Source organism: Kitasatospora sp. NPDC028055 (assembly GCF_040637885.1).
Classification (GTDB): Bacteria; Actinomycetota; Actinomycetes; order Streptomycetales; family Streptomycetaceae; genus Kitasatospora.
This window is the reverse complement of the sequence record NZ_JBEZXE010000029.1, coordinates 62001-82674: the sequence shown is the minus strand read 5'-3', so window position 1 is coordinate 82674 and position 20674 is coordinate 62001. Positions and strand designations below refer to the sequence as shown.

Here is a 20674-nt window from a genome sequence, read left to right as displayed (position 1 = left end):
CTCCGGCGTGTGTGTGAGCCGGGACGCAACCGCTGGTCACGGCCTTGTCAGCGCCATGATCCGTGGCCGAGGATGGCCACCGGAGCACGGCCCCGCCGCGTGGCGGGACTGCGCCAGCACGGGCGCCGCAGGGGTGTTCCGGAGCGAACAGGGGGAGACGGCGTCGTGTCCGATGCAGCACTGGGGCGGTCCGCCGGACACGCGCTCGGCCCGTTGGGACTGGCCGAGCCGGACGGGCAGGTGTACGCGGCACTGGTCGCCAACCCGCAGTCCACGGCGGCGGAGCTGGCCGAGAGCTGCGGCCTGACGGTCCAGCAGGGCGTGCGGGCGCTGGACCGGTTGGCGCAGCAGGGGATGGCCACCCGGGCCCCGGTGGACCGGGAGCGCTACCTGCCGGTCGCCCCGGACGTGGCGATAGGGACCCTGATCGGCCACCGGGAGTCCGAACTGCGCAGCGCCCGGGCCGAGATGCACCGGCTGATGGACGCCTTCCGGGAGGCCTCGCGGTACACCGACCCGGCGCACTCGGTGGAGGTGCTGACCGGCGGTGAGGCGATCGCCCAGCGGCTGGAGCACATCACCGGGACCAGCCAGTACCAGGTCCGCGGCTTCGACCGCCCGCCGTACATCCAGGACCCGGTTTCGGCGATGCCGTTGCAGCGGCGGCGGCTGCGGGAGGGCCTGCGGTTCCGGACGATCTACGACCGGGAGGCGGTGGCCTGGCCCGGCCGCCTGGAGCGGAACATCCTGGTCGGCGTCGCGGACGGCGAGGAGGCGCGGGTGCGGCCGACGCTGCCGATGAAGATGATCATCTCGGACGACCGGATGGCGATCATCCCGATCAGCGTCGGCGACAGCGTGCTGGACGCGGCCTACGTGATCCACCCCTCGGCGCTGCTCCAGGCACTGGACACGCTGTTCGAGGCCGAGTGGGAGCGGGCCGTGCAGTTGCAGGCCGCGATCGGCACCGGGGACGCCTCGCCGGAGCCGGACGCCGACCACCGCAAGCTGCTGGGGCTGCTGGCCGCCGGGCTGACCGACGAGTCGATCGCCCGCTCGCTGGGCTGGAGCGCCCGGACCACCCAGCGGCGGTTGCAGGCCCTGATGCGCTCGCTGGGCGCCACCACCCGCTTCCAGGCCGGGATGGCGGCCCGGGAGCGGGGGTGGCTGTGAGCCGGGGCGGCTGTCGACCGGGTGACGGGCTCCGGTCGGTCCCTCAGCTCCAGGGGCTGAGCGAGGCCCAGCGGCCGTCCGGGCCACGCTCGACCTTCTCCAGGCCGACCACGGCGGAACGGTTCAGCCGCCCGTAGATGTGCGGGAACAGCACGCCGGGGGTGGCGCCGGGCGGTGGGGCGCCGTGCGGGGCCTCCCACTTGACCATCGGCTCCACCAGTGCCTCGTCGATCAGCAGCACCATCAGCGGGTCAGGGGTGTCGGCGAAGAAGGTGTTGGCCACCGCGAGCGCCGTCTGCTCGTCCGCCGAGCAGTGGATGAACCCGTCGGTGAGCAGCGACGCGGTGGTGTACGGGCGGCCGGGGTCGGACAGCCAGTCGTCCAGGGGGGCGAGATGGAGGATCATGTTCCTTTTCTACCCGCTTTCCGGTTCTGAGCGGTTGTCACGGGACTCCGGCGTCACAGCCCGGCCACCTTGGCGGCGGCGGACACCTCGTACACCAGGGTGAGGCTGCGGCGGGCGCCCGGGCCGAGCGGGACGTCCCAGCGGACGATGCCCTCGGTGTCGAAGGCGTCCGGTGCCGGGGAGCACTCCTCCTTGCGCAGCCGCACCTCGACCTCGGCGACCTCGGAGACCGGCACCCGCTCGCGGACCGTGACCAGCTGCTCGTCGTGCTCCTCCGGGCCGGAGAAGCGGGACAGGTGCAGCCGGACGGTCCGGGTGGTGGTCCGGCGGCCGCTCAGGGCGGTGGTGCCGCTGCGCTCCTCGGTCTCGCGGACCACCCGGTAGCCGTCCGTACTGCCGAAGGACAGCTCGGCGTCGGCGCCCGCGGCGGTGAAGCGCAGCTCGCCGCGGCCGGTGAAGCCGCTGCCGCGGACCAGCTCGACCGGGCCGGCCAGCAGCGGGTGCCCGGCCGCGTTGCGGAACCGGACCACCCGGGTGACCAGTGGGGACAGCTCCGGGGCGCAGGCGAACTCGCTGCTCGCCGGGCCGGTGAAGGCGCCCAGCGGGACCCGGTGGGCGCGGCCGTCGGAGGGGACGGTGGCCGGCGCGGGGGCGGCCAGCACCCGGACCTCGCCGCCGTCGTCCAGGCCGGGGACGGCGGCGTCCGGGCCCAGGGTGCTGATCTCCTCCTCGCGCAGCTCGACCTCGACCGTGCGGCGCTCCTCGTCGGTGCGTTCGCGCAGGACCAGCCGGTCCTCGGTGAGCGCCGGCGGGTCGGTGGCCAGGGCGGAGCGGGCGGTGGAGAAGGTCAGCCGGGCGCCGGTCCAGTCCTCGCCGGTGCGCTGCCAGACCACCGCCTCCGACTCCAGGCGCAGGCTGCCGGCGTCCAGGGTGGCGCGGTACGACGGGCGCCACAGCGCACAGGGCACCAGGTGGTGGACGGTCAGCTCGGCCGGGCCGGGGTGTTCGGCCTCGACCGTGAGCTCCAGGTGGGCGTGCAGCTCGGCGGGCTCCTCCTCGGCCTCGTCCAGGGCCAGCAGGGCCTGGGAGCGCTCCTGGTCCAGGCGGCGCAGCCGGGACCGGGTCGCGCGCAGCTCCTCGCCGTGGCGCTCGCGCTCGGCGTCCACCCGGTCCAGCTCGCGGGCCCAGCGGGTGCGCTCGATCTCGCCGACGCCGGCGCCCTCGCCGACCTCGCGCAGCAGGTCCGCGGTCAGCTGGGCGAGCAGGGCGAGCCGGGCCTCCAGCCGGGCGCGGGTCTGGTCGGCGAGGCGGTACTCGGCCTCCAGCCCGTGCAGCCGGTGGCGCAGCGCGGAGTCCGCCGGGCCGGGCGGCAGCGGCGCGCGCGGGGACCAGGAGCGCACCAGCCGGGCCTCCAGCACCCGGGTGCCGGGCGTGGCGGACTCGGCGCGCAGGGTGCGGTCCACGGCGAGGGCCGTGAGCGGGCCCAGCCGCAGCCGCTGGACGCCCGCGGTGAGGTGGACGGTCACCGAGCGCTCGACCTGGGCGCGGTCCTCCAGGCAGGTGACGGCGGTGACGGGGAGGGGGAGAGGGGCGGGGGCGGGAGGAGAAACGGGAACGGGAGGAGGGACGGGAACGGGAGGAGGGACGGGGAGGGGAACGGTCTCTTCGGTCATCTGTCAGTTCCTCCGGTTTCCGCCGACGATGGCCTTTCCGGCCGGGATCTTGATCTGGTAGCCGCCGTCCAGCTCGGTGCGGCCGCCCGGCGCCAGCTCGACCCGCCAGAGCCGGGTGCCGGCCGGGTACTCCGGGGTGGGGACGGTCGGGGCCTGCCAGTCCGCGCGCTCCTCGATCCGGATCTCGGCGTCCGAGGCGACCGGCACGCGCTCGCGCACCTCGACCGTGACGGGGCGGCCGAGCCGGTTCGCCAGTTGGACGTGCACCCGGTGGTCGAGCACGGTGCTGTTGCCTTTCAGCATGCCGGTGGCGGACTCGCGCAGCTCGGTGCGGCGCGCCACCTCGACGCTCTCGGTGACGCCGATGCCCAGGCTCCGGGTGCCGCCCGGGGCGAGGGTCGGCAGGGCGGCGGTGAGCAGGAACTCGTCGTCCACGGTGACCTCGACCGGGCCGGCCAGGACGGCGCGGTCGGTGCGGTTGGCGAGCACCAGGGTCGCGTACACCTTCTCCTCGACGGCCGGGACGGTGACGTACTCGGGGCTGACGGAGAGCGGGATCTCGTCCACCGTGACGGTGTGCCAGGTGCCGTCGGAGGGGACGTCGGCGCGGGCGGCGGCGTCGAAGCGGTGGTCGAAGGAGCCGGCCGAGACGCGGGGCGGGACAGCGTGGCGGGGGAGGGCGAGGCCGGTCAGGCGGGTGCCCGGGTGGATCCGCTGTCGGGTGTCGTGCTCCAGCCGGGCCGGGGCGGGGCGCAGGGTGCCGCGGCGGTCGGCGGGGGCGTCGGGGCCGGCCAGCTGGAGGTCGGGGTAGTCGAGCAGGTCGGCCGCCGGGACGAAGCCGGTGGCGGGCGGCGGGGTCGCGCCGCGACGGCGGCCGCCGCGGCGGGCCTCGGCCGGCGGGGCGCCGCCGAAGGCCTGCGGCATCGGGGCGGCGGCGGGGGCTGCGGCGCCGGGGGCGCCGGGGGCGGGCGGGGCGCCGTAGCCGGCGAAGCCCGGCGCCACGGGGGCGGGGGGTACGGGGGCGCTGGGTGCGGAGAGCGCCGGGGCGGGGGGCGGCTCCGGGACGCTGAGCATGCCGCCGCCGGACGGGCCGGCGGGCGCCGCCTCGTCCGCGAGGAACTCGGCGCGGGGGCCGGCCGGGCGGGCGCCGCCGACCCGGGCCGAGAAGCGCGGGCCGGGCTTGGGCGCGCCGGGTGGGACCGGGAGCGGGACGTTGCGGCGGCGGGGACGGCGGTCGGGGCGGTCGGCCGTGGCCGTGTCGTAGCCGGTGAAGAGGTCGGACAGGCCGGCCGGGGGCTCGCGCCAGCCGGAGGGCGGCGGGGCGGGCTGGCTGCGGCCGATCCGCAGGGAGGCGAGGCGGGGGAGGTCGGTGCGGCGGTCGAGGTCGGCGGTGGACAGGGCCAGCCGGACGCCCGTCCAGTCCTCGCCGGTGTGCTGGGCGACGGCGGCGCGCAGGACCAGGTGGGCGGTGTCGGCGCCGGTGCGGTGGCTGAGGCGGTAGGCGGGGACCCAGCGGGCGGTGGGGACGCCGTACTCCAGCTCCAGTTCGATCCGGTCGGGAGCGGGGGTGGGGGTGTCGGGTTCGGAGGCGGTTTCGGGGGCGGTTTGGGGGGTGTCGGGGGCTGGGGTGCTTGCGCCGGTGGTGAGGGTGAGCAGGACGGTTTCGGTGGTGCCGACCGGCTCGGTGCGGTCGGCGGTGGATGCCCGGTCCAGTCGGTCGGCGGCCAACTGGCGCTCGTGGTCGGCGAGTTCGATCTCCCGGGTGAGCTGCTCGGAGCGCTCCTGGAGCCGGGCCAGCCGGTCGTCGACGAAGTCGGCGAGCTCCAGCCAGGCGTCCGCCGGGGTGCGGCGCAGCGGCTCGTCGGGGCGGCGCTGGGGCGGGACGGCGCGCAGCGCGGCGGTCTCGGCGATCGCGGCCAGGACCAGCCGGTGGCGCTCGGTCAGGGCGCCCTGGCGTTCCGAGGCCTCGTCCAACTCGCGCTGCAGCTGCGTGAGTTCACCGGGCTCGTGGAGTTCGGCGAGGGTTTCGAGGCGGGCCTCGACCACCGTGGTGCCGGCCGGGCCGGAGAGCACCCGGGCGCGCAGCGAATCGGCGCGCAGCGAGTCGGGCAGGCCGGTCAGCCGCAGCCGTCCGCCCGGGGGGACCGGAACGGTGGCCCGGCGCCGGCACACCGCGCCCTCGGCGTACACCACGACGGCGTCCAGGACGGACGGGTGGGCCGGTACGGTGGTCGGCCGTTTCGACGGCCCGGTGTGGCTGCTGTGCTGATCGCCCATGCGCATCCCCTTCGTTCGCGTCCGGTCGTCCTGCCGGCCGGCCGTCCGGTGTGCCGCGGCTCGCCCCGTCTGTCCCCCGGGCGGCCAGTCTGCCCCGCCGGGGGCCGGGCGTCGCCGGATTTCCCGGGGCACGGCGTGTGCACTGGGTGGGACGGGGTACGGGGCGCGTCGGTTGCCGGGGTGTGGCGGTTGGCGGGGTGCCGGGGTGCCGGGCGCGGGGTGGGTTGGTTGCCGGGGCGTGGCGGTCGGTGGGGGCTTTGGTTGCCGGGGCGTGGCGGTCGGTGGGGGCTTTGGTTGCCGGGGCGTGGCCGTTGGCGGGGTCGGGGGTCGGCGGGGGTCGTCGGGTGGGAGGATGGGGCGCGGGCGCGCCCGGTCGGCTCCGGCTCTTCGTCGCGCCCTCCGGCACCCGCTGAGCACCGCCCGAGGTCGAGCACCGTCCGTCGTTGCGCACCGTCCGCCGTTGTGCAACACCCGTCGTTGCGCAGCACCCGTTCGTCGAGCACCGCCCGTGTGAACCCGTCCCGTCGAGAAACCGTGATCGAGGAGAGCCACCCGCCATGCGCACTGCCGTCGTCGTCGGCACCGGACTGATCGGCACCTCCGCAGCCCTGGCCCTGGCCGCACGCGGGCTGACCGTCCATCTGGAGGACGCGGACCCGGACGCCGCCCGCACCGCCGAGTCGCTCGGCGCCGGCACCACCGAGCCGGCCGAGGGCCCGGTCGACCTGGCGATCATCGCCGTCCCGCCGGCCCTGGTCGGCAAGGTCCTCGCGGACTGCCAGCGCCGCAACCTGGCGCACTGGTACACCGACGTGGCCAGCGTGAAGTCCGGTCCGGGCAGCGAGATCGCCGCGCTGGGCCTGGACACCGTCCACTACATCGGCAGCCACCCGATGGCCGGCCGCGAGCGCTCCGGCCCGCTGGCCGCCCGCGCCGACCTGTTCGAGGGCCGCCCCTGGGTGCTCACCCCGACCGCCGACACCGACACCGACACGCTCAATGCCGCGCTGGAGCTGGTCGCGCTGTGCGGCGCGGTGCCGATCGTGATGGACGCCGAGGCCCACGACCGGGCCGTGGCCCTGGTCTCGCACGCCCCGCAGCTGGTCTCCTCGCTGGTCGCGGCCCGGCTGGAGCACGCCGACGAGACGGCCATAAGGCTCTCCGGCCAGGGCGTGCGCGACGTGACCCGGATCGCCGCCTCGAACCCGGGGATGTGGGTCGACATCCTGTCCGCCAACGCGGGCGCGGTCGCCGACGTGCTCGCGGAGGTCGCCAACGACCTCGGCGAGACCGTCACCGCGCTGCGCGCCCTGGCGACCGAGGAGGCGGGCACGCGCCGCGCCGGTGCCGAGGGCATTGAGGCGGTGATGCGGCGCGGCAACACCGGCCAGGCCCGGATCCCGGGCAAGCACGGCGCCCCGCCCACCCGGTACGAGACCGTCGCGGTCGTCCTCGGCGACCAGCCGGGCGAGCTGGGCCGGCTGTTCGGGGAGGTCGGCGAGGCCGGGGTCAACATCGAGGACGTCCTGATCGAGCACTCGGACGGGCAGCAGGTCGGCTTCGTCCAGCTGTCGGTGGCGCCGATGGCGGTCAAGCGGCTCACGGCGGCGCTGCGCGCGGGTGGGTGGAGCGTTCGGGACTGACGCTCCCGGGCGGTGCCCGGTCGGGGCGGTGCCTGGGTCGTGGGAGCAGACGGTGCGGGGAGCAGGCGGGGAGGGGGAGCGGGCGTGATCATCGAGTTGCCGCTGGGGGAGACCCGGCACGGGTTCGCGGGCGAGCCGGTGGACCTCGGGAACGAGCGCTTCCTGCGGGCGGTGGTGGGCGGGGACTTCCTGGTCCGCCACCGCAGTGTGGCGGCGATGGTCGAGCGGCCCCGGCCGCAGCCGGTCCGGGCGGAGTTCTTCGACCCGGAGTCCGCCGAGCCCGAGCCGACCTGGAGCCTGCTGCTGCGCGCCGCCCACGCGGCCTTCGCCGACCACCTGCCGCTGAGCCTGTCGCCGGACGTGCTCTGGTACGCGGTGGTGCACGAGGTCGCGGTGCACGTACGGATGTACCCGCCGCGCTACCGGGCGCTGTTCGGCGCGGCGGACCGCTCGCGGGCGCTCGTCGTGCGGGACGACTCGCTGGTGCCGGGCGGCTCGCCGGTGGGCGGGGACGCCGACTGGGCGCGGTCGGTCCGGCTGGTCCGGGAGCCGCTGACGGCGGCCCTCGGGGCGGAGCTGGTCGAGCTGTTCCGGCCGGCCTTCTCCACGACCACTCCGGACGACGAGGCCTCGGCCCTGGTCGCGCTGATGGACGTGGTCAGCCCCTACTACGACTTCCGCTGGGAGACCCGCTGCGGCATCCCGCGGATCCGGCTGGAGGGCACCGCTGGGGACTGGGCACTGCTCGCGGACCGGGTGGACGTGCTGGCGGAGCGCTTCGACTGGCTGGTGCCGTGGTTCGACGGCCTGCGCCCGGTGCTGGCGGAGATCGCGGCGACGGCGGCGGGCGGCCCGGTGGACGAGGGCTTCTGGCGCTCGCTGTACAAGTGGGAGTCGGTGTCCGGCGGCCCGCTGGTGACCGGCTGGCTCACCGCCTTCTTCGCCCACACCCAGACCCCGGACGGTCCCCGGCTGCGGCAGACCTTCGGCTGGCGGGAGGCGGCGGGCACCTCGTACCACCCGGACGCCTTCGCGGTGAACGACTTCCCCTCGCACCTGTCCGCGGTGCCGTTCGTCTGGGACCTCCTGGGCGTCGAGCGGCCGATGGTCCTGGTCGGCGGGGTGCTCGGGATCGAGCGGGACGGTGACTTCCTGCGGCCCCGGCTGGGGCACGCGGTGCTGGAGAGACGGGGTGGGCTATGACGATCATCGATGTCGCGCTCGGGGACGGGCAGCAGCCGGGCGACGCGGCGCGGCTGGAGACGGTCGGGAACGACGGCTTCCTGGCGGCCGTGGTCGGCGGGGAGTTCAGCGTGCTCCACCGCAGTACGGGGACGCTGACGGCGGCGCCGAAGACGTACGAGCCGCGGGCGAAGCAGCCGGAGCCGACCTGGAGCCTGCTGCTGCGCGCCGCGCACACCGCCTTCGCCGAGCACCTGCCGCTGAGCCTGTCGCCGGACGTGCTCTGGTACGCGGTGGTGCACGAGGTCGCGGTACACGTACGGCTGAACGCGGAGCGGTACGAGGGGCTGTTCAACGCCACCCCCGGTGGCGGGAAGCGGACCGTCCAGGTCAGGGACGACAGCCTGCTGGACGCAGACGCGGACTGGGCCCGGTCGATCCGGCTGGTCCGGGAGCCGCTGGCGGCGGAGATCGGGCCGGAGCTGGTGGAGCTCTTCCGGCCGTCGTTCTCGACCACCACGCCGGACGACGTCTCCTCGGTGCTGGTCGCGCTGATGGACGTGGTCAGCCCGTACTACGAGTTCCTCTGGATCACGATGTGCGGCATCCCGCGGATCCGGCTGGAGGGCACCGCCGGGGACTGGGCGCTGCTGGCCCGGCGGGTCGGCGAGCTCGCGGAGCGGTTCGAGCCGCTGGTGCCGTGGTTCGACGGGCTGCGGCCTGTGGTGGCGGAGATCGCGGCGACGGCGGCGGGCGGCCCGGTGGACGAGGGCTTCTGGCGCTCGCTGTACAAGTGGGAGTCCGAGTCCGGCGGGGACTTCGTCTCCGGCTGGATCACCGCCTTCTTCGCCCACACCCAGCGACTCTCGGGGCCGCAGCCGCGCACGGACTTCCGCTGGCGGGACGGACGGGTGCGGTTCGAGGAGAACGCCTTCCCCTCGCACGTGTCCAAGGTGCCGTTCCAGTGGCAGACCCCGGTCGGGACGCGGTCGATGGCCTTCCTCGGCGGGGTGCTCGGGATCGAGCTGGACGGCGGGTACCTGCGGCCCCGGCTCGGGAACGCGGTGCTGGAGGTGCTCCGGGAGCCCGTGGACCCGGCGGCCGAGCAGGCGGCGCTGGCGGCCGCGCAGCTGCCGGCCGGGTGGACGGTCGAGCGGGTGCGGGAGGTCAGCGGGGCCGAGGGCGCCCGGTTGCTCAGCACCGACGGGATCCGGGCCGTGGACGCCATGACCGGGGCGGAGATGGGGCGACCGACCGCCCTGATCCGGTTCGGGATCGGCTGCGTGGTGCGGTTCGACGCCGACGGCCCGTGGCACGTCGGGATGCTGAACCCGCGTGACGGCATCGTCGGCTGCGAGGGTGCGCGTGGGCCCGAGCTGGCGGACGTGCTGCCCGGGATGGGGTGGTGACCGCCTCGGTGCTGGGGTGGTGACCGCCTTCGGCGGTGGGGTGGTGACCGCCTCGGTGCTGGGGTGGTGACCGGACTGGGACGGGGTTCGGCGGCGGTCCATTAACCTTGAGGGAGAAATCCCCGGCCGCTCGCCCCCGTAGGCGCCGGCTTCCATGCGTCAGCATGCTCAGAGAGAGGTTCGGCCCCGTGGACACTGCCGACCGAGCGCACGCCCCGGTCGTCGTCGCCATCGACGGACCCTCCGGCTCCGGCAAGTCGACCGTCTCGCGGGCGGTCGCCGCCCGGCTGGGCCTGAGCTTCCTGGACACCGGCGCCATGTACCGGGCGATGACCTGGTGGATGCTGGCCAACGACGTGGACGTCGACGACCCGGAGGCGGTGGCCGTCGCGTGCGGCAAGCCCGTCATCGTGTCCGGTACGGACGCCGACGGGCCGACCATCACGGTGGACGGTCAGGACGTCTCCGGCCCGATCCGGGGCCCCGAGGTGACGGCGCACGTCAGTGCCGTCTCCGCGGTGCCGGCGGTGCGGGCTCGGCTGGTGGAGCTGCAGCGCGGCTGCGCCGAGGTCGCCGAGCGCGGCATCGTCGCCGAGGGACGGGACATGGGGACCGTGGTGTTCCCGCAGGCCACCGTCAAGGTGTTCCTGACCGCCTCCGAGGCGGCCCGGGCCGCGCGCCGGGCGGCCGAGCTGCGGGCCAAGGGCGTGGACGAGGCGACCATCACCGCGATGGCCGCCGACCTCGCGCGCCGAGACGCCGCCGACTCCTCCCGGGAGACGGCGCCGCTGGCCCAGGCCGCGGACGCGGTGCTGGTGGACACCAGCGAGCTCACCCTGGAGCAGGTGATCGGCCGGATCACCGCGCTGGTGGAGGAGCGGGCAGGACTTTCGTCGGTCTGACCGATCGACCCTCGTGAGTCCTGGCGACTCCGGGGTCCGGTCGGCCGGTCCGGCCGACCATCGAACGAACCGCGGGCCGTCAGGCGCCGCGGGAAGAAACCATCGCGCTGCCCCAGCGGGGCAGGTACGCACGGCACGCCCCTGGGAAGGGCCGGGCCGGGAAACGGAACAGACGAACATGACCGCAGACCACTCCGCCGGGCCCGGCGAGCTGGACGCCGCCGACTACGCCGAGTACCTGGCCCTCGCGGCCGAGGAGGGCTTCGACCTCGACGGCTTCGACGGCGAGGACGGCGCCGAGCACGTCCGACTGCCGGTGCTGGCCGTCGTCGGCCGCCCGAACGTCGGCAAGTCGACCCTGGTGAACCGCATCATCGGCCGCCGTGAGGCCGTCGTCGAGGACAAGCCGGGCGTCACCCGCGACCGGGTCACCTACGAGGCCAGCTGGAACGGCCGGCGCTTCAAGGTGGTCGACACCGGCGGCTGGGAGATCGACGTCCTCGGCATCGACGCCATGGTCGCCGCGCAGGCCGAGCTGGGCATCGAGCAGGCCGACGCGGTGCTGTTCGTCGTGGACGCCACCGTCGGCGCCACCGACACCGACGAGGCCCTGATCAAGCTCATCCGCCGGGCCGGCAAGCCGACCGTCCTGTGCGCCAACAAGGTCGACGGCCCGTCCACCGAGGCCGAGGCCGCCTACCTGTGGTCGCTCGGCCTGGGCGAGCCGTTCCCCGTCTCCGCCCTGCACGGCCGCGGCTCCGGCGACCTGCTGGACGCCGTCATGGACGCGCTGCCCGAGGCCCCGCCGCAGACCTTCGGCGACGCCGCCCCCGGCGGCCCGCGCCGGATCGCGCTGATCGGCCGGCCCAACGTCGGCAAGTCCAGCCTGCTGAACAAGGTCGCCGGCGAGGAGCGGGTGGTCGTCAACGAGCTGGCCGGCACCACCCGTGACCCGGTCGACGAGATGATCGAACTCGGCGGCAAGACCTGGAAGTTCGTGGACACCGCCGGTATCCGCCGCCGGGTCCACCTGACCGCCGGCGCCGACTTCTACGCCTCGCTGCGCACCTCCGCAGCCCTGGAGAAGGCCGAGGTCGCCGTCGTCCTGATCGACGCCAGCGAGACCCTGGCCGAGCAGGACACCCGGATCATCTCGATGGCCGTCGAGGCCGGGCGTGCCGTCGTCGTCGCCTACAACAAGTGGGACCAGCTCGACGAGGAGCGCCGCTACTACCTGGAGCGCGAGATCGAGCGCGACCTCGTCCAGGTGCAGTGGGCCCCTCGCGTCAACGTCTCGGCCAAGACCGGCCGGCACATGGAGAAGCTCGTCCCGGCGATCGAGACCGCGCTGGAGGGCTGGGAGACCCGCATCACCACCGCGCGCCTGAACGCCTTCCTCGGCGAGCTGGTCGCCGCCCACCCGCACCCGATCCGCGGCGGCAAGCAGCCGCGCATCCTGTTCGGGACCCAGGCGGGCATCCGTCCGCCGCGCTTCGTGCTGTTCGCCTCGGGCTTCCTGGAGGCGGGGTACCGGCGCTTCATCGAGCGTCGTCTGCGGGAGGAGTTCGGCTTCGTCGGGACGCCGATCTCGATCTCGGTGCGGGTGCGGGAGAAGCGCAAGAAGAAGTAGTGGAAGCTGCGGCCGCAGTTGTAGCTGGGGCTGTAGCTGTATGAGCTGGAGGGCTCCGTCACCGGTGGTGGCGGGGCCCTCGGGCGTTTCTGCCGCCGTCTCAGCGGTGGTCGCCGGTGCGGCCAGGGGGGAGCGAGAGCATCTGGCGGTGGCGGCCGCCGGTCGGGGCGGGGGCGGTGGCGAGGCCGGTGGCCGTGCCGAGCAGCGGGGCCGGGGCCGGGGGTGGGGCGGGCACGGTGTGCTGGACCGCGCCGAGGTAGCCGGCGGCGACCCAGCCCTGGCCGTGGCCGTCGCTGGTGGCGGCGGTGGGGGCGGGGGCCATGGCGGCGGTGGGCTCGGGGTGGGGGGGTGCGTGGGTGTGCGCGTGGGGGTTCGGCTGGTGCTGGGGGTGGACGTGCGCGTGGGGCTGGGGGCTGTGGTGCTGGGCGGTGTGCTGCTGGGGGGTGTGGTGCTGGGCGGTGTGGTGCTGGGGGGCGTGGTGCTGGGGGGTGTGGTGCGACTGCGCCGGCATGAACTGGGGGAGGCCGGACGGCTGGCCCGCGTAGGTGTGGAAGGCCTGCTGCTGCGCCGACGGGTACGGGCGCTGCTCGCCGAGCAGCGGGTGGCCGTCGCGGATCGCGAAGCCGGTGAACCTCAGGTCCTCCTCGCCCGAGCGGTCGCCGGGCAGGGCGCGGAACAGTCGTCGGTACTCGGAGTACAGCTCGTCGTAGATCGGGGTCGTCGAGTGCGGGTGCTCCGCGTCGTACGACGGGCGCATGCCCGGGATCGAGCGGGGGGCGGTGGTCGACCGTCCGGCGGGTGCGGAGACGTCGTAGCTGTACACGTAGGGGCCAACGAGTGAGAGGCGGTGGGGATGCGGGGGCGTTCGGCGTACCGATTCGGCGTACCGGGTGGGCGGAGGAGGGGCGGACGGTCCTCCTCCGCCCTTCCTCCGCCTCGGCACGCCGGGCGGCGGGATCAGGTGCCGGCGAGCGGGAGGGAGGCGGCGACCACCTGGCCCAGCGCGACCGCCCGCTCCAGCGCCTGGCGCAGCAGGTCCTCGCGGGGCTGGCGGCCGACCATGCCGGCCGGGACGGCGTACATCGTCACCTCGGAGAGCTGGCTGGCGGCCATCCGCCAGGCGTCGGTGACCTGGAGCGGCTGGTGGGCCTGCCACCAGCCGGTGCTGCCGCCGGCCGCGGCGGGCTGGAGGATCGCGTGCAGCTTGCCCATGGCGACCAGGACCGACCAGCCGGGCAGTTGCTCCGGGGTCTCGTCGAGGTCGGCGACCGGCTGGAAGCCCGCGTCCTGGAGCAGGTCGAGGAACTCGTCCTCGCCGGAGGTGCTGCCGGGCCGCCCGACCGGGCCGGTGGGCTCGACCACGAGGGAGGCGTGGCCGACCTTGCCGTGCAGGACGAGACCGCAGGTGATGCCGAGGATGGCGGCCTGGCCGGGGGCGGGCGGCTGCGCGGCGGGGGCGGTGGGGGTGGCCGGTGCGGGGAGGGCGAGGTCCGGGGCGGGGACGGTGAGGCCGGGGGCGGCGGGCTGCGACTGGTTGATGCTGCGGACGGCGCCGACCAGCTGCTCCTCGGCGACCGGCACCACCTGGGAGGGGATGCACCGGGCGTGGGCGAAGGCCAGGACCGCCGTCTCGTCGCCGACGAACAGCACGGTGCTGGTGGGCTCCACGTGGGTGTCGCCGGGGGTGCGGCAGGAGGTGCATTCGTAGCTGTCGGGGGCGCGGTCGCCGCCGAGCAGGCGGTCGGCCTCGTCGTCGCCGATCTCGGACCGGACCTCGTCGCTGACGTCGAGCATGCGCGGCACGGGTTCTCCTCGGATGGGTGCGGGTGGGGTCAGGGGCGGACGCGGGGGCGGACGCGGGGGCGGGCACGGGCGGGGCATGGGGGCGGGCATGGGGGCGGGCATGGGGAGGTCGCCATGCCCAACGGGCCCTTGTGTCAGGCGTCACGGGTGCCCGGCGAGGCTGACGGGAATTGCCCCGGATCCGACCGCGCCGCGTGTTCTCGTGGTCGCAATCTGTCGATGTCGGTGACAGGACTGCCGGAATGAAGCGGTGAGGTGAGTCACGCCGACTAGATGTTTGATCTAGGAATCGATGGCCAAAGCGGACATTCCGGGCAAGAATGTGCGGCTATTACCACCGGTAACCCTTTGCTGAGCTGGGCAGACCGGTGGTGTTTTGGTTTCCCCGCCGACCGACCCCTAGCTTTCTTGGCGGCGCAACGAGCGCCACCCGGGTTCACCCCCGACGCACCGCTCCCCGGCTCCGCCGGGCGCGGCAGGTGCCCGCCGACGCGATCGCTCGAACAGGTCGCCGGCGAGCGGCTGGGTGGCCAGGACGGCAGCGGCACGTCCGACACGTGCACGGCCGTCCGACGGACGCGGCAAGCGAAACGCGGCCCTCTCCAGGGTCTGGTTCCGCATGCCCGCCCGGGGCTGTCGAGAGGAACCCCATGACCTTCCGTAACGAGAACGCCGCTGCCACCACCACCGCCGCCACCAAGCGCAACCGCGTTCGGATGGCCGTCGTGGCGGGCGCCGCTGTCGCGGCCCTGCCGGTGGCCGGCCTCGTCACGGCCACCTCGGCCTCCGCCGCCCCCGTCTCCACCTGGGACGCCGTCGCCCAGTGCGAGAGCGGCGGCAACTGGGCCATCAACACCGGCAACGGTTTCTACGGCGGTCTGCAGTTCACCTCCAGCACCTGGGCCGCCTTCGGTGGCACCGCGTACGCCGCGCAGGCCAACCAGGCCAGCAAGGCGCAGCAGATCGCGATCGCCGAGAAGGTCCTCGCCTCGCAGGGCCCCGGCGCCTGGCCGGTCTGCTCCGTCAAGGCGGGCCTCACCAAGGGCGGCGCCCCGGCCGCCGTCGACACCTCGGCCGGCACCTCGGCCGCCAAGCCGGCGCAGACCCCCGCGCCGAAGGCCGCTGCCCCGAAGGCCGCTGCCCCGAAGGCCGACGTTGCGCCGAAGGCTGCCGCCCCGAAGGCCGCCGCGCCGAAGACCGACGCCCCGTCGAAGCAGGACGCCGCGAAGTCCTCGAACGCTCCCAAGTCCTGGAACTCCTCCAACGACGCCAAGCCGGCCAAGGGCAACTACACCGTCAAGTCCGGTGACACCCTGAGCTCCATCGCCGCCGCGCAGGGCCTGGACTGGCACGACCTGTACAAGAACAACGCCAAGGTCGTCGGTGGCAACCCCGACCTGATCTTCCCGGGTCAGACCCTGAGCATCTGAGGCATGCTGAGCTGACCTCTGGTCGCTCTGCTGTTCGTCACGGCCGCTCCTCCGCCACGCGGGGGAGCGGCCGTCGGCGTTCCCGGCGTGGCGGGGTGGGGTGGTGCCCGGGCTCCCTAGGGTCGGCTGCTGTGTCGCGTTCGTCTGACGTGTTGTGCGGGGGCGCCGTGTTGTGCGGGGGCGGGTGCGGGCGGCCGGGTGGGTGTGACGGTCGGACGGTCCGGGCCGTGATCCGGGCGGGCGCTGCCGTGGCGGTGGTGCTGGCCGTGGTCGCGGGCGGCGTACGGGCCGGTGCGGCGACGCGGGTCGCGGACCTCGTCTGGGACCAGCTCGCCGACTGCGAGAGCGGCGGCGACTGGCAGGCGGACACCGGCAACGGCTACTACGGCGGTCTGCAGATCCGGCCGACCACCTGGGCGGAGGCGGGCGGGCTGCGCTTCGCCGACCGGCCCGACCACGGGAGCCGGCGGGAGCAGACCACCGTCGGGGAGGAGATCCTGCGGCAGCAGGGGTGGGAGGCCTGGCCGGCCTGTGCGCGGGAGCTGGGGATGATCGGGCCGGGGGTGGGGTCGGGGCCTGGGCCGGGGCCGACATCGGGGTCGGGGTCGGGGCCGGGCTCCGGGGCCGGGGCCGGGCTCCGGGGCGGAGGAGCCGGAGCCAGAGTCGGAGCCGGAGCCGGACGGAGGTGGGGGAGCGGCTCGTACCGGGGCAGGGGCTGCGGGAGGATGGTGGGGTGATCCAGGGTGAGCTGTTCGGGGAGCCGTCCGGCGAGCAGGCCGTCCGGGGGCGGTCCGAACCGGCTCCCGGGGCCGTGCTGCTGCCCGGTTGGCTGGACCGGACCGCCCAGCAGCGGCTGGTCGCCGCCTGCCGGGAGTGGGCCCGCCCGCCGGCCGGGCTGCACAGCGTGCGGATGCCTACCGGCGGGCTCATGTCGGTGCGGATGGTGAGCCTCGGCTGGCACTGGTACCCCTACGGGTACGCGCGGACCGCCGAGGACGGCGCCCCCGTCAAGCCGTTCCCTCCCCTGTTGGGGGAGCTCGCCCGGCGGGCGGTCGCGGAGGCGTACGGCGAAGCGGTCGGCGCGATCGCGGGCGCGGCGGCCTACGAGCCCGACACCGCGATCGTCAACCACTACCCCCACGGCGCGAAGATGGGCCTCCACCAGGACCGCGACGAGCGCGCGGACGCGCCGGTGGTCTCGTTCTCGCTCGGCGACACCTGCGTCTTCCGGCTTGGCAACACGGAGACCCGGACCAGGCCGTGGACGGACCTGGAGCTGCGCAGCGGGGACCTGCTGGTGTTCGGCGGGCCGGCCCGGTTCGCGTACCACGGGGTGGTGCGGACGCTGCCGGGGACGGCGGATCCGGGCCTGGGGCTGGAGCTGGTCGGGCGGCTGAACGTCACGGTGCGGCAGTCGGGGCTGGCGGCGTAGCCGGGGCGGGCGGCGTGGCCGGGGCGGGCGGAGGGGCCCCGGGTGGTTCGCTTACTCGTTCGAGTGAATCGGTGGGCGGGGGTCGGTGAGCGGGAATGCCCCGGGTCGCCGGAGAATTCGAGTGAGCTGGAGAACTGGAACGGAATCACGAGAGGGAGCGCGCGCATGGGTACCCCCGTCGACGACCTCGTCGATCTGCTCGACCTGGAGCAGATCGAACTGAACATCTTCCGCGGGCGCAGCCCCGAGGAGGCCCTGCAGCGCACCTTCGGCGGCCAGGTCGCCGGGCAGGCGCTGGTCGCGGCGGGGCGCACGATCGACGACGCGCGCCCCGTCCACTCGCTGCACGCGTACTTCCTGCGCCCCGGGGTGCCCGGTGTGCCGATCGTGTACCAGGTCGACCGGATCCGCGACGGCCGCTCCTTCAGCACCCGCCGGGTGCTCGCCATCCAGGGCGGCCGCTCGATCTTCTCGCTCACCGCCGACTTCCACAGACCGGAGGAGGGCAGCATCGAGCACCAGTACCCGATGCCGGAGGTCCCGACCCCCGAGAGCCTGCCCAGCGCCCTGGACGAGGTCGGCTCCCGGCTCGGCGAGCTGCCCCCGTTCATCAGCCGTCGCCAGCCCTTCGACATCCGCTACGTCGAGCGGCTGCGCTGGAACAAGGAGGACCTGGTCGACGTCGAGGCGCGCAGCGGCGTGTGGCTGCGCACCAACGGGCCGCTGCCGGACGATCCGCTGATCCACGTCTGCGCCCTCACCTACGCCAGCGACATGACGCTGCTGGACGCCGTCCGTGCCCCCGTCGAGCCGCTCTGGGGCACCCGGCACTTCGACATGGCCTCGCTCGACCACGCGATGTGGTTCCACCGGCCGTTCCGGGCCGACGACTGGCTGCTCTACCAGCAGGAGTCCCCGATCGCCCACGGCGCGCGCGGCCTGGCCCGCGGGCAGATCTACGACCGGAGCGGGCAGCTGGTGGTGTCGGTGGTGCAGGAGGGGCTGTTCCGGCCGTTGAAGGGCTGACCGCTGTGTTGCCGCGGCATTGCAGTCTCCTTGCGGGGCCGACGGCTTGCCGGGAGCCGGGAATGATCCGCACCGGCGGGCGGTGTTGTGCAGGATGACCGATACGGACGGCCCGAACAGCGGGCCGTCCGCGGACCGGACCGGGAGGGTTGACCGATGACGGCGACGGCCGCGGAGGACTGGAAGCACTGGAGCGACGGGCGGGCGGCGTCGGTGAGCGCGCCGCACGGCCAGCTCGCACTCACCGGCACGCACTGGCTGGAGCCCGAGCCGGCCGAGGTCCCGGGCCTGCCCGGCCTCTGGTGGGCCGACGCCGAGGGCGTCCGGGTACGGGCCGCGGCCGCCGACGGCATCACCGTCGACGGTGCCGACGGGCCGGTCGACGGCGAGGTGCTGCTCCGCCCGGACACCGACCCGGCCGCCGACACCGCCACCCTGGGCGACCTGCGGCTCGTCCCGATCGAGCGGGAGGGCGAGCTCGCCCTGCGGGTCTTCGACCCGGCCGCGCCGGCCCGCACCGCCTTCGCGGGCATCGCCGCCTACCCGTACGCGCCCGAGTGGGCCGTCCCCGCCGTCTACACCCCCTTCGAGGAGGAGGGTCAGTCGGTGCTCGTCCCGAACGCGGACGGCAAGGACCGGCCGCTGGCGGTCACCGGGCGGATCGAGTTCACCGTGGCCGGCGAGCACCGCACCCTGACCGTCGGCCGCTCCGGCCGGAACCTCACCGGCGTCATCGCCGACGCCACCAGCGGCATCGACACCTACCGCTTCCGCTTCATCACCCTGCCGGAGCCGGACGACGAGGGCCGGACGGTCCTCGACCTCAACCGGGCCTACCTGCCGCCCTGCGCCTTCGCCGACCACTTCATCTGCCCGTTCCCGCCGCCGGGCAACCGGCTGGACTTCGCGGTGGAGGCGGGGGAGAAGCAGGTGCTCACCAGGTAGTCCGGCGTCCCTTTCGTTCGCGGGGCTCCGCCCGTGCTGCCGCGTCGGCTCGGCGGGCCCGTCGGGCGGGGCTGCGGGCGCTGTTCCCGCACCGTCGGGCGTTCAAGGGGCCCCGGTGTCGGGTGCGGCGGAGGCCGGGGCAACCATGGACTGTTGTGACCACCAACCAACCCCCTGATACCCCGACCGCCGACGCCCCCGCCGCTGCCGTCCCTGCTCCTGCTGCCACCGCCGCTCCGGCCGTACCGGTGTACGTGCCCTGGTACCGGCGGGCCTTCGCCGACCTCAGCCCGCTGCGCGAGAACGCCGACTACCGCCGGGTCTGGTCCGGGCAGGCGGTGTCCTCCATAGGCCAGCAGATGACCGCGGTGGCCGTCTCGGTCCAGGTCTACGACCTGACCGGCTCCGCCTTCGCCACCGGCCTGGTGGGCCTGTTCTCGCTCGTCCCGCTGGTCGCCTTCGGCCTGTACGGCGGCGCGATCGCCGACACCGTCGACCGCCGCAAGCTGGGCCTGATCGGCTCGGCCGGCCTGGCCACCGTCTCCGCCCTGCTCGCCGCCCAGGCCCTGGCGGGCCTCAGCCTGGTGGCCGTCCTCTACGCCGCCGTCGCCCTCCAGGCCGGGTTCTTCGCGATCAGCTCGCCCGCCCGCTCGGCGATGGTCCCCCGGCTCGTCCCCGCCCACCAGCTCCCGGCGGCGAACGCGCTGAACACCGTCAGCATGAACCTCGGCCTCACCGTCGGCCCGATGCTCGGCGGCGTCCTGATCGGCGCCTTCGGCGCCCAGGCCGCCTACCTCGTCGACACCGTCGCCTTCGCCGGCACCCTGTACGCCATGTGGCGCCTGCCCGCCATGCGGCCGGAGGGCGAACGCAAGGGCCGCGCCTCCGTCCTCGACGGCCTGCGCTTCCTGCGCGAGCAGCCCAACCTGCGCACCAGCTTCCTCGCCGACCTCGCCGCGATGATCTTCGGCATGCCCCGCGCCCTCTTCCCCGCGATCGCCGTCACCTTCTACGCCGGCGACGCCCGCACCGTCGGCCTGCTCGTCTCCGCCCCGGCCGTCGGCGCTCTGATCGGCGCCCTCTTCTCCGGCTGGGTCGGGCGGGTCCACCGCCAGGGCGTCGCCATCCTCGCCGCCGTCTCCGCCTGGGGCCTCGCCATCGCCGCGTTCGGCGCCCTCCACAACCTCTGGCTCGGCCTTCTCCTGCTCGCCGTGGCCGGCTGCGCGGACACCGTCAGCATGATCTTCCGCAACACGATGATGCAGGTCGCGGCCCCCGACGAGATGCGCGGCCGCCTCCAGGGCATCTTCATCGTCGTCGTGGCCGGCGGCCCCCGCCTCGGCGACTTCGAATCCGGCGCCGTCTCCGCCCTCAGCAACCCCGCCACCTCCGTCATCACCGGCGGCCTCGCCTGCGTCGCCTGCGTCCTCCTCCTCGCCGCCCGCCGCCCCGCCTTCCTCACCTACGACGCCCGCCACCCCACCCCCTGACCCCCTCCCCACCCGACCCCCGAAACCTGGCAGCGAGCACCCCCCGACGTGCTGTATTGTTTTCCACGTCGCCGGGACAACAACCGGAGACAAGGTCGAGAAGCCGACCGGCAAGGCCCCCCAGGCCCCACCGCAAGGCGCCGAGACCACGGGACGTGGCGCAGCTTGGTAGCGCACTTGACTGGGGGTCAAGGGGTCGCAGGTTCAAATCCTGTCGTCCCGACTTGCGAATCCGCAGGTCGGAGGCCGTTTC

General features: G+C 74.7%; 17 protein-coding genes and 1 tRNA gene. 13 read left to right on the top strand and 5 right to left on the bottom strand.

Annotated elements, in window-relative coordinates; genetic code table 11:
- The first annotated feature begins 165 nt into the window (after positions 1 to 165).
- Positions 166 to 1173, top strand: a complete 1008-nt coding sequence (locus AB0F71_RS25615; RefSeq protein ID WP_360238455.1) for a helix-turn-helix domain-containing protein — start codon at positions 166 to 168, stop codon at positions 1171 to 1173.
- A 43-nt stretch (positions 1174 to 1216) separates the two neighbouring features.
- Here the strand turns inward: AB0F71_RS25615 and AB0F71_RS25610 are convergent, their stop codons facing one another.
- Genes AB0F71_RS25610 through AB0F71_RS25600 form a run of 3 tightly spaced genes read right to left on the bottom strand, consistent with a single transcriptional unit; the run spans position 1217 to position 5529 of the window.
- Positions 1217 to 1579 carry a DUF952 domain-containing protein gene (locus AB0F71_RS25610; protein WP_360238453.1) on the bottom strand — a complete coding sequence of 121 codons (363 nt, stop codon included), beginning with the start codon at positions 1577 to 1579 and terminating at the stop codon, positions 1217 to 1219.
- 53 nt (positions 1580 to 1632) lie between these two features.
- Positions 1633 to 3252: a DUF4139 domain-containing protein gene (locus tag AB0F71_RS25605; protein WP_360238451.1), complete on the bottom strand. Its 1620-nt coding sequence runs from the start codon at positions 3250 to 3252 to the stop codon at positions 1633 to 1635.
- A 3-nt stretch (positions 3253 to 3255) separates the two neighbouring features.
- Positions 3256 to 5529: a DUF4139 domain-containing protein gene (locus tag AB0F71_RS25600; protein ID WP_360238449.1), complete on the bottom strand. Its 2274-nt coding sequence runs from the start codon at positions 5527 to 5529 to the stop codon at positions 3256 to 3258.
- Between the two features lie 557 nt (positions 5530 to 6086).
- Between AB0F71_RS25600 and AB0F71_RS25595 the strand changes: the two genes are divergently transcribed.
- The 5 genes from AB0F71_RS25595 (at position 6087) to der (ending at position 12295) form a co-directional block, all read left to right on the top strand.
- Positions 6087 to 7172: a prephenate dehydrogenase gene (locus AB0F71_RS25595; protein ID WP_360238447.1), complete on the top strand. Its 1086-nt coding sequence runs from the start codon at positions 6087 to 6089 to the stop codon at positions 7170 to 7172.
- Positions 7173 to 7256: 84 nt separating this feature from the next.
- Positions 7257 to 8375 (top strand): DUF4419 domain-containing protein, encoded by a 1119-nt coding sequence (locus AB0F71_RS25590; RefSeq protein ID WP_360238445.1) that lies wholly within the window; start codon positions 7257 to 7259, stop codon positions 8373 to 8375.
- The gene (locus AB0F71_RS25585) at positions 8372 to 9763 is read left to right on the top strand and encodes a DUF4419 domain-containing protein (protein WP_360238443.1); all 1392 of its coding nucleotides are present in this window, start codon (positions 8372 to 8374) and stop codon (positions 9761 to 9763) included. The genes AB0F71_RS25590 and AB0F71_RS25585 overlap by 4 nt, the downstream gene beginning before the upstream one ends.
- A 188-nt stretch (positions 9764 to 9951) precedes the next feature.
- Positions 9952 to 10665 carry a (d)CMP kinase gene (cmk, locus tag AB0F71_RS25580; RefSeq protein WP_360238441.1) on the top strand — a complete coding sequence of 238 codons (714 nt, stop codon included), beginning with the start codon at positions 9952 to 9954 and terminating at the stop codon, positions 10663 to 10665.
- A gap of 178 nt (positions 10666 to 10843) precedes the next feature.
- On the top strand, positions 10844 to 12295 hold the full coding sequence (gene der, locus AB0F71_RS25575; RefSeq protein WP_360238439.1) for a ribosome biogenesis GTPase Der: 1452 nt from the start codon (positions 10844 to 10846) through the stop codon (positions 12293 to 12295).
- 100 nt (positions 12296 to 12395) lie between these two features.
- Here the strand turns inward: der and AB0F71_RS25570 are convergent, their stop codons facing one another.
- Both AB0F71_RS25570 and AB0F71_RS25565 read right to left on the bottom strand, forming a co-directional pair.
- A complete protein-coding gene (locus AB0F71_RS25570; RefSeq protein WP_360238437.1) occupies positions 12396 to 13118 on the bottom strand; it encodes a hypothetical protein in 723 nt (240 codons plus the stop codon).
- 134 nt (positions 13119 to 13252) lie between these two features.
- Entirely contained in the window at positions 13253 to 14098 is an 846-nt protein-coding gene (locus tag AB0F71_RS25565) for a hypothetical protein (RefSeq protein ID WP_360238435.1), read from the bottom strand.
- 650 nt (positions 14099 to 14748) lie between these two features.
- On the opposite strand from AB0F71_RS25565, the gene AB0F71_RS25560 reads away from it, so the two are divergent.
- The 7 genes from AB0F71_RS25560 to AB0F71_RS25530 all read left to right on the top strand — a co-directional run bounded on the left by AB0F71_RS25560 (position 14749) and on the right by AB0F71_RS25530 (position 20644).
- Complete coding sequence (locus AB0F71_RS25560; protein ID WP_360238433.1) at positions 14749 to 15528, top strand: transglycosylase family protein; 780 nt, start codon at positions 14749 to 14751, stop codon at positions 15526 to 15528.
- Positions 15529 to 15755: 227 nt separating this feature from the next.
- Positions 15756 to 16265, top strand: coding sequence for a transglycosylase family protein (locus AB0F71_RS25555; protein WP_360238431.1), 510 nt, complete (start codon positions 15756 to 15758; stop codon positions 16263 to 16265).
- A complete protein-coding gene (locus AB0F71_RS25550; protein ID WP_360238429.1) occupies positions 16262 to 16960 on the top strand; it encodes an alpha-ketoglutarate-dependent dioxygenase AlkB in 699 nt (232 codons plus the stop codon). The genes AB0F71_RS25555 and AB0F71_RS25550 overlap by 4 nt, the downstream gene beginning before the upstream one ends.
- A gap of 165 nt (positions 16961 to 17125) precedes the next feature.
- Complete coding sequence (gene tesB / locus AB0F71_RS25545; protein WP_360238427.1) at positions 17126 to 17986, top strand: acyl-CoA thioesterase II; 861 nt, start codon at positions 17126 to 17128, stop codon at positions 17984 to 17986.
- Positions 17987 to 18142: 156 nt separating this feature from the next.
- Complete coding sequence (locus AB0F71_RS25540; RefSeq protein ID WP_360238425.1) at positions 18143 to 18931, top strand: DUF1684 domain-containing protein; 789 nt, start codon at positions 18143 to 18145, stop codon at positions 18929 to 18931.
- A 248-nt stretch (positions 18932 to 19179) separates the two neighbouring features.
- On the top strand, positions 19180 to 20421 hold the full coding sequence (locus tag AB0F71_RS25535) for an MFS transporter (protein WP_360238491.1): 1242 nt from the start codon (positions 19180 to 19182) through the stop codon (positions 20419 to 20421).
- 149 nt (positions 20422 to 20570) lie between these two features.
- Positions 20571 to 20644 (top strand) — tRNA-Pro (locus tag AB0F71_RS25530).
- Positions 20645 to 20674 lie beyond the last annotated feature (30 nt).